This window comes from Brucella grignonensis (assembly GCF_002252505.1).
In the GTDB taxonomy this organism is placed as follows: Bacteria; Pseudomonadota; Alphaproteobacteria; order Rhizobiales; family Rhizobiaceae; genus Brucella; species Brucella grignonensis.
This window is the reverse complement of sequence record NZ_NNRL01000159.1, coordinates 1-13,730: the sequence shown is the minus strand read 5'-3', so window position 1 is coordinate 13,730 and position 13,730 is coordinate 1. Positions and strand designations below refer to the sequence as shown.

The window sequence follows — 13,730 nt, the reverse complement described above, 5'->3', positions numbered from 1 at the left end:
TTCTCATGCAAAACCGCGACATTCTCATGCAAAACCGCGACGCACTTTTGCAGGAAATGCTTTAATTTCACTTTGTCTGACGAGGGCCGAAAACGCTTTCAAAGGCCTTGCCGAGAGCGACATCCACGTCGCCCATCGTAACCGGTAGTCCCAGATCGACCAGACTGGTAACGCCATATTCGGCGATGCCGCAAGGAACGATGCCGCCGAAATGTTCGAGTTCCGGCTCAACATTGATGGCAATGCCGTGGAAACTGACCCAGCGACGCAGGCGAATGCCGATGGCTGCGATCTTGTCTTCGCACATGCTGCCATTGGCAAGTGGCGGCTTTTCAGGGCGCACAACCCATACGCCAACGCGATCTGCGCGTCGCTCGCCCTTGATATTGAACTGTGCGAGAGTCTCGACGATCCACTGTTCAAGCGCCGTTACAAACGCGCGCACATCTTCACGGCGTCGTTTGAGGTCGAGCATGATATAAGCCACCCGCTGGCCGGGACCATGATAGGTGTATTCGCCGCCGCGTCCGGTGTTAAAGACAGGGAAACGATCAGGCGTCAGCAGATCTTCTGCATGGGCACTTGTGCCCGCGGTGTAGAGCGAGGGGTGCTCAACGAGCCAGACGAGCTCGTTTTCCGTACCTTCGCGAATGGCCTGAACGCGCGCTTCCATGAAGGCAAGCGCTGCTTCATAATCCGTCAAACCCTCAGCGATCCGCCATTCAACTGCTGGAGCATCCGCAGACAGAGGCAGGAAATGCGTTCCACCGGGCGCTATATCACGCGTGGAGGATAACGGTTCGTCCGTACGGGCGGTTAAAAGGGGGGAGGAGTTATCGTTCATGATTGCAGCATATGGCGCTTTTACCATGCCTATGCCAGATGGCAAATTGCCTCTCTGCATTGCTGTCGAGCAAATTCAGGCAATCAATTGACCTGATTTCATCTTGTGGTCGAACCCAGGAAACACGTCGGGGGTAATCGGTGCGAGAACATTGATTTTCAGACCTGAAGGAGCGAAATCAATGTCGCATTGCGCTTTCAGTTCTTCCGCCAACACAAGACGCAACAGGCGCTGGCCGAAACCACGATGTGACGGGCGCGTGACGGATGGTCCGTTTGTTTCTATCCAGCACATCTGGAATTTCTTTTGGCCCTGATCATCAACGACGCCCCAGCTGAAATCGATGCCGCCGTGTTCGTTGGATAGAGCACCATATTTGACGGCATTGGTCGCAAGCTCATATAGCCCTAGCGAAAGCGACACTGTCACGCGATCACTCACGAACAACGAAGGGCCACCCATGCGAATACGGTTGCCGAATGTTCTGTTGAACGGGGCCAGTGCCATATTGGATATTTGTGTGATGGTCGCGCCGCCCCAGTCTTTCTGAAGTAACATATCATGCGCTTGTGCGAGCGCATGCAGGCGCTCGTTGAAGAGCTGACGCGCTTGTTCGGAATCGCTTGCATTACGCAACGTCTGGTTAGCAATGGATTGCACCATCGCCATCGAGTTCTTGAAACGGTGAGAAATTTCACGGGTTACGAGGGCTTTGTCGGCTTCGGTTTGCTTGCGTTCAGTGACATCCAGCATGACGCCAAGCAATGTCGGGTTCTCGCTGAGTAGAGCTTTTGCACGCGTTTCCACCCATACGGTTTCGCCGGCTCTGTTTACGATCCGATATTCCATGGAATAGGGTTCGCCGGTCGCAAAAGCCTCTTCAGTTTTCTGCAACACTGCCATTCTGTCTTCCAGCACCACCATGTCGATAATCTGGTCAAAATGAATGTGCTCGCTTTCCTCGAACCCAAAAATACGGCGACATTCAGCTGAACCTGTGACATTGCCAGACCTAATGTCACAGGTCCAATAGCCGATATTGGCAACATCTACGATATAGTCGAGGTAGTTCTGACGCCGTTTGGTCTCATTGGACAGCGAGTCTCGCTCTTGTTGAAGTTCAACAAGCTGTTTGAGTTCGAGCGTGACATCAAGCTGAGTTGAGACAAAATGCTGAACTACGCCATCAGGGCCTTTGACTGGTGAAATATGCAGTCTGTTCCAGAAAGCCTCCCCAGATTTTTTGTAGTTCAGTATGTCGATATTGATGGATGTTTCCGCTGTCAAAGCAGCTTTAATTCTTGCCACATGCTCGGGAGACGTTTCTGCGCCCTGCAGAAATCTGCAATTTTTTCCAATGATCTCATCTGGGAAATAGCCTGTCAGTTGCAGGAAGGCCTTGTTCGCATAGACGATTGGGTTATCCAGCAGGCGCGGATCGGTGATCAGCATCGGCGTAGGCGTATGTTCAACCGCAGCTAAGAATGGATTGGTATCTTTTGACATCAAGCCCGATACTAAATTGCTGGCTGATTCTAATTCAGTTGACACGACACCCCCAACACACACGCCGCTACAACTCATTTTAGAAGGTTGCAAAGTTAACTGATAATGGCAGTAATTGCGAATAAAATCGCATTTATTCCTAGTTTGTAGAATTTGACGTTTGAATTCCAACCGATGCAAATACTTTTTGAATGTCAGGTTCGAAAAATTAACAAACGATCATCGCACCGGATCGGCAGTAAACCGGGTTTGCATTAATTATGTTCGCGCTGAGCGCGGGCCTATCACTTGTCAGATATATAGGGTGCTATATATTCTTGCCTATCATTCAGCACACGTTCATCTAACATCGACCATGATGTGTGCAGTTGAACTGGAGAACGAGATGATTAACACCTTGAAAAAAATGATGGTTGGCGTAATCGGCGCCACTTTTATGATCGGTGCGATGGCGCCAGTTTCTGCTGCTCCGGTCCTGCTCACTGCCCAGGTGGCGGGCAGCGATAACGTCGTTCCTGTTCGGAATGATCGTTGGGACCGTCGCGGACATGGCCATTGGAATGGTCATCGTCCAGGCCGTCCGGGTTGGAATGGTCACCGCCCAGGTCGGCCGGGCTGGAATGGCCATCATCGCCCACGTCCAGGCTATTGGAATGGCTATCGCGGCTACAATCACTATCGTCATGGCTATCGCCGTTACAATGATGGCTGGTGGTATCCATTGGCTGCCTTCGGTGCTGGTGCGGTCATCGGCGGTGCGATTGCGCAGCCTGCACCTCAGCCGGTGTATCGTTATAGCAACAACCATGTTCAGTGGTGCTATAACCGTTACAGGTCTTACCGTGCTTCGGACAATACGTTCCAGCCTTACAACGGTCCACGTCAGCAATGCTATTCGCCTTACCGTTGATAAGTTGAACCTCAAAAAAACAGCCGCCTCAAAAGGGCGGCTGTTTTTTGTTTGGAGGTAATTCATAGACGTTCTAGAGCATTTCCTGTTTTTCTTGAATCATTGGAAATGCTCTATCTCTTTGTTTTTTCGCATTATCCGACGCAAAACCGCTTCGCACTTTTGCTGGAAATGCTCTAAATATTTGTTTTAACGCACATCTTTGTCCGAAAACCGTTTCACACTTTTCGGGATGCGCTCTAACCGCCGCGCTGGTCGTACCCTTCAACATCCTCGCCAGTCATCTTATGGTGCAGGTATTGTTTGAGCCGATTGATCTGATCTTCGCTCCAGCCATCGATATCCGCGACTTCGATCCAGGCATCAACATAGTGTTCCGGCGCATAAACATGACCATGACCCAACGGTGTTGTGGTCGCGAAAGCCATATCCAACGCAAGCTGTAACATTGTAACCACCGGATACCACCTCAATTGTGGTGAAACATCGTATCCGCGTGGAGCATTCATCCATTCCGGCTGCCGATAGAATGCGTGACTGTCAAAGAAGACCACTGCATCGCTCGCATATTGCAAATAGACGATACGAAGAGGTCCCCATCGGGTGCCATTGCCGGGAGCCTCCCCTTTTTGGTTCATGAAGCGGACGAAAGATCCGTCCCGGAAAACAGGCAGCCATTCTGGAGATCCAGCATTTCTGTCGCGCGTAATCTGTTTCCAGTCGCGGCTCGGGAAGGGTGGCCCGCTCCATAATGCTCCGTTGATCGGGTCTTCCAGCATTTCAAACAGGGCAATGGACTTTTCGGAATTCATTGCACCCAGACTGAGGCCATAGAGATACAGGCGTGGACGCTGGTCTTTCGGCAGGGTTTTCCAGTAGTTATAGACGGTTGTGAACAGTGCGCGCGAGGCTTCGGCTCCATATTCGGGCTGGAAGAGCAGCGAAAGTGGGCTGTTGAGATAGGAATATTGCATGGCAATGCTGGCAACATCGCCATCATGAAGAAATTCGAGGCCATCCATTGCCGCCGGATCAACCCAGCCCGTACCTGTCGGTGTGATGATGACAAGGATAGAACGGTCAAACCCGTTTTGGCGTTTAAGTTCTTCAAGGGCGCGTTCCGCACGCTGTCTGGGTTGATCGGCCACATTCAGGCCGGCATAGACCCGGATGGGGTCCAAGGCCTCACGTCCTGTGAATGACGAGATTTCGTCGGCAGTTGGCCCTGATGCTACAAATTCACGACCAGCACGTCCCAGTTCATTCCATTTCAAGAGAGACGCGGTGCTTCCGGTTTTATCAGCGGCAACAGGTTGCGGGCGATCCGGCTCGATCAAAGCATCAAATTCGCGGAACGAACGATCAAGAACCTCAAATGTTGATTGAATAAGAAGGCCGTTTGCAATCGTCCAGATAAGGAGAACGGTCAGCGCTATCCCCACGACATTGGCTACTCGTCGTGGCACAATGCGGTATATTTTTGCCGAAATGTAGCGCCCAAGCCAGATGAGCGCGCGGGTCAACAGCAACAGGATCAGAAACGTAACGATAGCCAACCCGCATACGCTTGCGGGATAAGCGCTCGGCACAGGCTCCATACCCATTACAGATCGCACTGAGTTCTGCCAGCCGGCTGACAGGTAAAGTGCTGCTATCGCGACGGCTAGACAAATAAGCCCGACGATGAGATTGACACGACTGCGCAAGTGATCAGCTGGCTCAGGCAATTCGAGGTAGTGCCAAATCCAGCGCCAGAAAACGCCAAGACCATATCCCGAACCAAATGCCACGCCACACAAGATGCCTTGCATCACATATGTTCGTGGAACCAGGCTTGGTGTCAGTGCCGCTGCGAACAGAAGAGTTCCCAGTGCCAGCCCGATGCCGGAAAGGGAATGTCTGAAACGAGAAAAGGCTTTGGCGACAAATGACATGAAAAACCGAAACGCTGGAACGAGTTACGCGGAAGAGCCTACAGTATCATTTCAACGACCGGAATCGATTTCTGGAATCATTTTTGCTCTTTGTAACTGCTAAGGAGCGGCGCGATTCTATCTTTTCGGCACGCAACAGATCAAATTCTTTGCCGAAAAGCTGAATTCTGGCGTGTCAATTTCATTGACAAGCCCTGTCGGCTCGAAGTTTCCATCGATAGGTGCTGATTTTTTGAATTTATGTTGGAGAAACTTGATTTTATGGTGTTGACCAATGCGAAAGCCGCCCTTATGTTCCGCCGCACTTCCAGGGACGATTTGTTCCTCTTGGGAGCGCGTAGCTCAGCCGGTAGAGCAACTGACTTTTAATCAGTAGGTCCAGGGTTCGAATCCCTGCGCGCTCACCAAAATCAATGACTTAGCACCTTTCCAAAGTCACCGTTTTACACCTAGCCATATATTTTACACTTCGGATGCTATTTAGTTCCCTTTCTGATCGCCTCAATTACATCCCCGCCAGCAAGATAGTTCTTCCGGATTACGCCTTCACATTCAGATTTGGAATGACCTGAGATTTCAGCGATGCGTTCAATGTCCATTCCATGGGCGTATGCATAGGTGATTGCTGTTCCTCGTAGATCGTGAAAAGTCACGCCAGATATTTCGAGGCGTTTTATTTCTTTTCGGAACGAAGTGTCAAAGCCTGATGATGTCCAGATTTCACCAAAGCTGTTTACGAGAACGCGCTTTTGGTTTGCGTCTTTTGCCTTCTGGAACATAGGCATTATCTCGTCAGCGGGGTTAACCCTGACACGCGCGCCGGTCTTGCCTTGCGTGATCCATAGAAGGCCATCGCTATATGCGGTTGTTGTCAGTCCAAGAACCTCACCCTTCCACTGCATGGTCCACAATGCCAGCCTGACCACATCGGATAGGTATGGGGCGGCTTCATTTAGAAACTTATTCACCTGGCTTGGCATCCAAATGATGTCTTTTCGGTTGGCCTTGTGAAGCTTCCCGGCTTTCTCTAACGGGTTGCTATCGGCAGAGAGTTGACATGTTCGCCGTGGAAGCCGCCGTACTCGCCGTTCATTTCAATAGTCACGCGGACGATATTGTAAAGATTGGTGAATTCGTACTTTGTGCCGCGAAAATGGCTAATCATTAAAGAGAAAGCCGCATCTAACGACGCGGTGTAAAATGGTGCAGCCCAAATAATACCGTCCCCGCTCCAAGTCGCCTGATCACTATGGCATTCTGGTCCGTCAATTTTTGGCCAAGTGTTGGCAAATACCTCTTGCGGGTACTTGAACATTTCAGCAATCTCCGCATCCACTTCCCTATCCGGCCCGTCCAGCTTGGATATCGAGCTCACGCCGAAGCAGGCCGACTATGCGATTGTGTTCTCGGAGCTTTGCAAGAACGGTGACGGGTTAACATCGCCTGCAAAATTGCTGTTTGAGGTTGTCGGTGCTCCTCTTTACGACTGGCGTAAAGATAGCACTATGGGCGGCTCTGGCTCGCACCGTTGGGACAATCAGAGCACATGGGAGTACAGCGACAATCCCGCTGTGCAGGCATACAACCTTGAGCGTGGGTTCTTTAATGGCATTCAGCGCATGGTCGGCAAGGCTGTCCGTGCAAGTCGCTTGCCTTTGGCCAAATACACTCAGGCTGCCAATATCTGCGATGAGATTATGACCGATGGCACAAAACGCTACCGCACACATGCTATCGCCAAGGATGGTCCGGGCGCAAACCATGATGCTAATCTCCCTCCGATACTCGAAGGCATGTACGCTTCTTGGGTTGCCCAAGGCGATCAAAACCCGATTGATTACGAAGGCCTTGCAGAAGATCTGAAAGGATATCTCGGCTGGATCGGTCCACAGATGCGCGAAATCATCCGTCAGGCGGAAGAGCTGGCATCTACCACAGCTGAGAACCACAATGCGAACTATTCGGATATTCAGCATCTCAGCTCTCGCCTGACGAGCACATTCAACAATGCCAAGGCCAGTTGGGAGGAGGATATTCTCGTTGCCACTGGCCCGAATAGTGCAATCGGTCAGCAACTCATCCGGATCGACACACAGCTATGGGACAATACAGGAGCGAGCATTGTTCAGCTTCTGCAGGCACGTGTTGACGGTGTGGAGGGTGAGGTTGAGGCTCAAGCCACTGCAATTACCAGCCTGACAACGGTCGTTAATGATGTCAGCGCGAATGCGACATTCCGAATGGCAAGTTCTGTTGCCCCTTCAGGCTGGAACTCGCGAATTGGTATGCAGGTCGAAGGCGGAACGGTTGGGGACTGGAAGAGTGCGGGCCTCTTTCTCGATGCTGGTCCAAACGGTGCGCGTGTTGCGATGATCGCATCTCAGCTCGTGTTTTCAAATGGTGACGAGTATTTCAGACCTTTCGTCATTCAGGACGGTGTTATGTACGGCGATGCCTTTGTGATGGACTGGGCAAAAATTCAAAACGTCCAGATCACATGGGCGCAGATCGGCAGCGCAGTGGTTGATAACTTGATCGTCGGAACCAGTAACCTCGACTTCAACGCTGTGACGAGATCCGGATCGGTCGGATATTCTGCCAACAATTCGGCCAATGATTTTCAGGTTATGTCGACCACGATCAATAGTCCGCAAGGCAACACTGTTCTGGCCGAATGGAACTTTTTTGGCACGTTGGTCAATAGTCTGAATACAGGCACAGTCGTAACGGTGGTCAAACTCACCAACCTGACAACCAACACGGTTCTAAAGTCATTCACGTTTACGGCTGGGCCTCAGACAACCGTCAGTGCTGACATCAATGCAGTGGCAATTGATATCAGTGCCGCCCAAGGTAACAACGTTTATGAAGTCCGAAAGACCAACTCAAGCGGTTCGGGAGGAACATTGGCCGGTAGCGGTAACGTCCGCTCCCTTGTTTGGAAACGCTGATCGCTTCAATCCAAAAATCTAAATAACCAGACCATGTTGGCGCATGGGGAGGCAAATCTATGGCCGTTTTACCTGATTATGTGTCCGGAACGATTACCGTCACCCAAGGCGATGTAAATTTCACGGGAACGAACACGCTTTGGCGAACGATGGGCTTTCGCGAGGGAGACACAGTTCAGCTGCAGGGCTTCACAGCCATCATCAAAGGGACAAGCGAATTCGGTAATCCTATCGACAGCAATGTCGCGGGGCAGTTCGTAGAACCTTGGCCCGGGCAGAGCGGAACGTTTACATACCGTATGCGCTTCCTTCCGGATGGTGTCAGATTTGCAGGTAAATCCACCAATCTGATCGAACTTCTCGGAAACGGCGTTCTATCTAACCTTGCAGAACTTGGCGTTGAGAATGGCAAGGTGCCAGTCGGGAATGATGCGGGTCAATACGAGCTGAAGCCAACATCAGGCTTCGGCATCCAAGACCCAAACGGCACATTGGCGAAGTTTGCAGCGCTGACGACCGAAGCGAACAAAGTCTTTGCCACCAACGGGACTTCCTACCCAATTCTTGCAACCATCGCAGCCATTCTTGGTTACACACCTGCGGACAGGGCCTGTGGTACTTTCACAGGCAATGTCACGATTGCACCAACAGGTGGCAATGGACAGGTGCGAGTATCAATCGGTGGGACAAATTACAATTGGTTTAACCAATCTCAGATAGCGCTCAGGAATAACACAACCGGTGTGTATAGCTATTTGAACGGCAATCAGGTTTGGTTGTTGAGAAATGGCGGGATGCAGATCGACCTTGGCGACTTTAGCATGACGCAAGGATTGATAAACAGCATATTTAACGGCAATGGAACAAGAATTAGATAAGGGCAGAACGCCGCATCGCTAAGCGCCCTCGCAGTAGACGTCAATGGTGCCGGTCAAATGGCGCTCTACGGACCGGCTGCAATTAGTTATTTCTCCGGCGATGGCTCTAATCTTCTACGCGGCACGTCGTATGCTATATCTCGCGGCAATCTGAGTGTATCGGGTTCCATTACGGGCGGCAGTAAGTCGCTCGAGATTGATCACCCGACAGACATCTACAACAAAGACCTTGTTTTTATGTCCACAGAAGCGCCGATGGCCGGTGTGGAGTTATGGGGAACTGTCCAGCTGATTGATGACGTTGCCGAAGTCGATCTTGATGCAGCCAGTAATCTTTCGCCGGGAACGTTTGCAGTGCTAACCCAACGCGCCATTCCATTGAGACCCAACAATTTAGACGGTGACACGGATGTTCGCGCCGGTCGCATTATCGACGGCAAATTCACGATCTACGCGAGCGACCCGACCTGTAACGATGAAGTTTCGTGGCACGTCAAGGCAGAGCGCGGCGATAGCTTCATTAAAAGCCACCCACGCTGTGATCCGCAAACAGGTCTGTTGATCCCGGAACATGAAAAGGAAGACGCCTGATGTCAGCTACAAAGCAAGTTATTGATTATGACAGGATTGGCAAAAAGGGATTTCCGAGGCACTACGCAGCTCTCGGGCTTGAGCCGCCGATGAAGACTGTACCGGTTGAAGATGGGAAGCCTGACATCTATCACCCCGGCCTCAGCCCTGTCGGTGTTTACCGCCTCGAAATTCAGGCATTGATCGACGGTACAGCCAAGGAACGCGACTATGACAGCGGCGCGACCTTGGCGAGTTACGTCAACTCGGCGGTTGAGCTGTGGGCTACCGAGGCACAAGTCTTCGTCGCGTGGCGAGATGCTGTTTGGTTCCATGTCTTGACCGAGCTGGGCAAAGTACAAAAGGCAGAACGTGACCAGCCTAGCGTAGAAGCTTTCTTGGCTGAACTGCCCGCGTTCGATTGGTGATAAAATTCACAGGTTAAAGAAAATCCCAATCGAACTGGGTGCATGTAGATCTGTACGTTGTGCGGCATGCTGTCGTTTCAGTTGCACCAAATTTTGTTAGATAAATCGACAGGCTGCAATTCAGGCATGCTCGGAACCTTATGCACATTTGTGAAGTCGTTTGTCGGTGTAGAGTGGTGATGTCAATATCAAACGAAAATAACAATATTAGAAACTGCTAATTATCCATAATATATGCTTCATACGATAAAGGGTAGACTTTGGTATTAGATATCGTCAGGCTGGAATTCTTCTAATAACTACGAAATAAGAGGAAATAAGACGAAAGAAACGTAAAGTTAATCGTTAATTTTGATGCATGGGGGTGTATTTTTCAATCAATAAGGGTATATCGCGGCTTCACAAGCGAATTTATCTGCCGGATAAGACCACCATGATTATACCCACGTTATCGATCGTAGTTCCAGTATACAATGTTGAAAGCTACATTTCCGAATGTTTGGAAAGCATAGTAACAGCATTTGAAACAAATTTCCCCTTTGAAGTCATCTGCGTTAACGATGGTAGCACGGATGATTCTCTATCTATTCTTGAACGTTTTTCGCAAAGTTATGATAACTTCAGGGTTATTAGTCAGATAAATGCTGGCTATGGTCGAGCCATTAATGTTGGTATTCAGCATGCGAAAGGCGAGTTCGTAGCCATTGTGGAATCCGACGATGTGATTCTACCCAATGTGCACCAAAGAATAATCGAAATCTTTAAGAAGTTTCCTGAGGTTGATTTTGTTAAAACCCCATATCAACCTTGGAGTCCATTAAACCCAAGAAATGTTGTTTCATTACCAAACCCTGTTTCAACTATCGATAATATTCTTAAATCTGAAGATGGGTTCTCGTAAGTTCTGATGGAAAAATAAATCAAGTAGTAGTGAATTTCAAAACTGATGATTCGATCCTGCACGCACCTAGTATATGGAGTTGCATATATCGTAAATCGTCAATTTTGGAACGGAATATTGAGGTAATAGAAACCCCGGGCGCATCTTTTCAGGATACAGATTTTGCGTTTAAGTGTTATTTGAGTGGGATGAACTACATTCGGGTTTTTGAGCATTTTTACCTGTATAGAGTTAGTCGTTTTGATGCCTCGCGCCATAATCGAAAGTGGGGGGAACAATTTATTGATATGCTGGCGAATACCAAGCAGTTTTTGATTGATTCAGATGCATTTGGGTCAGAAGAGAAAGCAGCGTTTTATGCAGCGTTTTTCCTTCGATTCAAGTGGTACTTCGAACGTGTTTCGCCCGGATTGCGGTTTCGCGTTTTTTCACGTGCTTATGCAGAATTCAAGGAGATATTCGACCGACCGGATCTGTACGTGTCGGTTATACGGACATTGGGATCTTCCGGTCGAGATTTTTTAGAGTTTGCAAGAGGAAATTATCGACATTTTATCCCACCTGTCTCTGCGTCTCCAGGTAATGCGATCAAGCATTCGTTTCGCAGTGGTGATGAATTCGCGAAATTTTTAAAGATGTCGTACTGGAATACACCTTTAATTAGAAAGTTGGCTGGCGGCAATCGAGCGTCGATTCGTAGTAGAGCTGTCGGTTTGGGATTGAAGCCGTCTTTGCTTATGGCGAAATACTATTCAAGACGGATTCGGCGGGAAGGAAAATAATATGTCTCAGATAACAACACAAGAACCGCTAGTGACTATCGGTATTACCTGCTTCAATGCTGAATATAGTATAGGTAGGGCAATTGATAGCGCACTATCTCAAGATTACGCTAATATCGAGATTATCATCGTAGATGACTGTTCTAGCGATCGTTCTTTGGACGTTATCAAGCGCAGAACTGATGGTTTATCGAATGTAACAATCATAAAGAATGAAGTTAACAAAGGTGCAGCCGCCTCTTTTAACATAATTGCCGATGCCGCTCGTGGCGAATACATTTCTCTGTTTGATGATGATGATTATAGTCTTCCTTTTAGAATTTCGGAATCTATGAGAGTTCTTGCAGGAGATGACAGTAAGGTATTTTTTTGTGATCGGTTTATAAATAAAGCTGAAGAAGGTCTGACGTTTGGAGTGCGCCCTTTAGCTGTCACTTCCACTCAGCTCTCTAAATATATGGCCGATGCCCTTTTTTATCATCTCGATAAAAAGTTTTGCCAAAATAATCCGGAGTTTTTCGAGAGCGTTAAGGGGCATGGTGTAAAGGGCTCTGTTGGTTCGGGAATAATGACGTGCCCTACTGAAATAATCCGTAAAGTTCGGTTCAACGAAGAACTTAGAAGATTTTATGATACTGAATTCAACCTTCGTGTGGCTTCAGCCGGCTATTCTGCGGTCGGAAGTGAAAAACCATGCATGATCCAAACGTTAACTGACAGCGAAGATAAAGGTGTGCCTTATAGCCAACTAAGCATTTTAGAGGCGCTACGGACAAACGAGAAAATTTTTAATTCTTTCAGGATCGATCACCCTTTGGATTTCAGAACAGAAAGCCTCTGCGGTGCTGTGGATGATCACATCAAAGAACGGACAACTGTGCGGGCTACTATAGGTCTTTTGACCTACAACTGCATTGATACGATTGGATATTCGCTAAATTCTGCTCTTTCTCAGGTGGGGGGCGAATATGAGATATTGATTCTTGACGATTGCTCCACAGATGGGACGTTCGAATTTCTACAGAAGTTTTCTTCTAAAGATACTCGAGTGCGCTTATTGAGAAATGAACAAAATCGAGGTGCTGGCTACAGTCGCAAAGTTGTGGTAGACGAGGCAAGAGGTGAATTTCTCGTATTCTTCGATGATGACGACGTTTCTAAGAATACCCGCGTCATAGAGCAGGTAGCTCAGATCGAGAAAAGCGAGAGTGATTCAATTTGCATTGCACGTTTTAATCACTTTGCGAACTCCAAGTACTTGGGGCCGCGTAATCCGTTTGGACTTTACGGAGATCTCATTTATCCTGATCTAGGAAATAGAATAGTTTGGAATGAAGTTTTGAGGCATACGGCCCAGCGGCATCTAATGCCGCAAACTGGTGTCGATGGAACTTTTCATTATGCGCTAGGCACATCTCTGATGGCAGGCCACATTTCTGTGTTTAGACGGTTTCAGTTTGATGAAAATTTGCGTCGTATGCAGGATTTGGAGTTTCTCTTACGATTTACGTCCGAAGGCGGAAAACTTATTCAAAGTAATAACATTCTCATCAATGTGATCAGTACCGAATCTGTCGATAAAAGCTGGAATATTATTTTTGCTAATAGCAGTTATATTCTGTCTAAGCATAAATCTCAGCTTATGGAGAGATTCAATATCGATTCGAATTATATTATCAATGCAAATAGTGATGTTTATGATCCAGAGATAAGGCATCATGAAAAAGTGAAAGATGAACTGTCAAAACTACATGATAGGATTTTCAGTTTCGCCGCAAAAACTAAACGAATACTTCAATTTTAGTTTTATCGGGTTGGCTGTAATAGGCCGATAGTATGGCGTTTTCGCCTCTTTTTCAGTGATTCCCCCTGCGGCGAAAGCTATAGATAGGGCTATTGTAATCGACGCAGGCTGTTATCTGTCGATTGTCGCCGCAGGGTTGGATTAAAAGGACGAAGCTATTGAAAATTGCGGTGGCCGGTTTGGGATATGTTGGGCTATCTAACGCTCTTATATTGTCTCAGT

The 13,730-nt window shown here is 48.5% G+C and carries 13 protein-coding genes and 1 tRNA gene; 9 read left to right on the top strand and 5 right to left on the bottom strand.

From position 1 onward, the window contains the following. Positions 1-67 precede the first annotated feature (67 nt). Positions 68-871 carry a lipoyl(octanoyl) transferase LipB gene (gene lipB, locus CEV33_RS10840; RefSeq protein ID WP_374817161.1) on the bottom strand — a complete coding sequence of 268 codons (804 nt, stop codon included), beginning with the start codon at positions 869-871 and terminating at the stop codon, positions 68-70. A gap of 48 nt (positions 872-919) precedes the next feature. Further along, positions 920-2,350, bottom strand: coding sequence for an HWE histidine kinase domain-containing protein (locus CEV33_RS10835; RefSeq protein WP_094540505.1), 1,431 nt, complete (start codon positions 2,348-2,350; stop codon positions 920-922). Between the two features lie 385 nt (positions 2,351-2,735). Between CEV33_RS10835 and CEV33_RS10830 the strand changes: the two genes are divergently transcribed. Continuing rightward, positions 2,736-3,260 carry a BA14K family protein gene (locus tag CEV33_RS10830; protein ID WP_094540504.1) on the top strand — a complete coding sequence of 175 codons (525 nt, stop codon included), beginning with the start codon at positions 2,736-2,738 and terminating at the stop codon, positions 3,258-3,260. Positions 3,261-3,499: 239 nt separating this feature from the next. On the opposite strand, the gene CEV33_RS10825 is transcribed toward CEV33_RS10830, so the two are convergent. Further along, complete coding sequence (locus tag CEV33_RS10825) at positions 3,500-5,194, bottom strand: alpha/beta hydrolase (RefSeq protein WP_094540503.1); 1,695 nt, start codon at positions 5,192-5,194, stop codon at positions 3,500-3,502. Between the two features lie 331 nt (positions 5,195-5,525). Between CEV33_RS10825 and CEV33_RS10820 the strand changes: the two genes are divergently transcribed. Beyond that, positions 5,526-5,601: transfer RNA gene (locus tag CEV33_RS10820), tRNA-Lys, on the top strand. 69 nt (positions 5,602-5,670) lie between these two features. Here the strand turns inward: CEV33_RS10820 and CEV33_RS10815 are convergent. Together CEV33_RS10815 and CEV33_RS10810 are read right to left on the bottom strand one after the other, a co-directional pair. Then, positions 5,671-6,174, bottom strand: a complete 504-nt coding sequence (locus CEV33_RS10815) for a tyrosine-type recombinase/integrase (protein WP_094540502.1) — start codon at positions 6,172-6,174, stop codon at positions 5,671-5,673. 47 nt (positions 6,175-6,221) lie between these two features. Then, the gene (locus CEV33_RS10810) at positions 6,222-6,530 is read right to left on the bottom strand and encodes a hypothetical protein (RefSeq protein WP_141211581.1); all 309 of its coding nucleotides are present in this window, start codon (positions 6,528-6,530) and stop codon (positions 6,222-6,224) included. Between the two features lie 22 nt (positions 6,531-6,552). On the opposite strand from CEV33_RS10810, the gene CEV33_RS10805 reads away from it, so the two are divergent. From CEV33_RS10805 to CEV33_RS10775, 7 genes are all read left to right on the top strand, one after another. After that, positions 6,553-8,145, top strand: a complete 1,593-nt coding sequence (locus CEV33_RS10805; protein ID WP_235818396.1) for a hypothetical protein — start codon at positions 6,553-6,555, stop codon at positions 8,143-8,145. A 59-nt stretch (positions 8,146-8,204) separates the two neighbouring features. Further along, a complete protein-coding gene (locus CEV33_RS10800) occupies positions 8,205-9,023 on the top strand; it encodes a hypothetical protein (protein ID WP_094540500.1) in 819 nt (272 codons plus the stop codon). 57 nt (positions 9,024-9,080) lie between these two features. Then, positions 9,081-9,614, top strand: a complete 534-nt coding sequence (locus tag CEV33_RS10795; RefSeq protein ID WP_094540499.1) for a hypothetical protein — start codon at positions 9,081-9,083, stop codon at positions 9,612-9,614. Beyond that, positions 9,614-10,021, top strand: coding sequence for a hypothetical protein (locus CEV33_RS10790; RefSeq protein WP_094540498.1), 408 nt, complete (start codon positions 9,614-9,616; stop codon positions 10,019-10,021). The genes CEV33_RS10795 and CEV33_RS10790 overlap by 1 nt, the downstream gene beginning before the upstream one ends. 433 nt (positions 10,022-10,454) lie before the next feature. Beyond that, on the top strand, positions 10,455-10,922 hold the full coding sequence (locus CEV33_RS10785; protein ID WP_167388147.1) for a glycosyltransferase family 2 protein: 468 nt from the start codon (positions 10,455-10,457) through the stop codon (positions 10,920-10,922). Positions 10,923-11,110: 188 nt separating this feature from the next. Then, positions 11,111-11,704, top strand: a complete 594-nt coding sequence (locus CEV33_RS10780) for a hypothetical protein (protein WP_141211580.1) — start codon at positions 11,111-11,113, stop codon at positions 11,702-11,704. 1 nt (position 11,705) lies between these two features. After that, complete coding sequence (locus CEV33_RS10775; RefSeq protein WP_094540495.1) at positions 11,706-13,508, top strand: glycosyltransferase family 2 protein; 1,803 nt, start codon at positions 11,706-11,708, stop codon at positions 13,506-13,508. Positions 13,509-13,730: the final 222 nt, after the last annotated feature.

Coding starts and splice junctions, on each gene's coding strand:
- lipB (WP_374817161.1), bottom strand. CDS start 871: ATGGTAAAAGCGCCATATGCTGCAATCATGAACGATAACTCCTCCCCC.
- CEV33_RS10835 (WP_094540505.1), bottom strand. CDS start 2,350: ATGTCAAAAGATACCAATCCATTCTTAGCTGCGGTTGAACATACGCCT.
- CEV33_RS10830 (WP_094540504.1), top strand. CDS start 2,736: ATGATTAACACCTTGAAAAAAATGATGGTTGGCGTAATCGGCGCCACT.
- CEV33_RS10825 (WP_094540503.1), bottom strand. CDS start 5,194: ATGTCATTTGTCGCCAAAGCCTTTTCTCGTTTCAGACATTCCCTTTCC.
- CEV33_RS10815 (WP_094540502.1), bottom strand. CDS start 6,174: ATGCCAAGCCAGGTGAATAAGTTTCTAAATGAAGCCGCCCCATACCTA.
- CEV33_RS10800 (WP_094540500.1), top strand. CDS start 8,205: ATGGCCGTTTTACCTGATTATGTGTCCGGAACGATTACCGTCACCCAA.
- CEV33_RS10795 (WP_094540499.1), top strand. CDS start 9,081: ATGGCGCTCTACGGACCGGCTGCAATTAGTTATTTCTCCGGCGATGGC.
- CEV33_RS10790 (WP_094540498.1), top strand. CDS start 9,614: ATGTCAGCTACAAAGCAAGTTATTGATTATGACAGGATTGGCAAAAAG.
- CEV33_RS10785 (WP_167388147.1), top strand. CDS start 10,455: ATGATTATACCCACGTTATCGATCGTAGTTCCAGTATACAATGTTGAA.
- CEV33_RS10780 (WP_141211580.1), top strand. CDS start 11,111: ATGAACTACATTCGGGTTTTTGAGCATTTTTACCTGTATAGAGTTAGT.
- CEV33_RS10775 (WP_094540495.1), top strand. CDS start 11,706: ATGTCTCAGATAACAACACAAGAACCGCTAGTGACTATCGGTATTACC.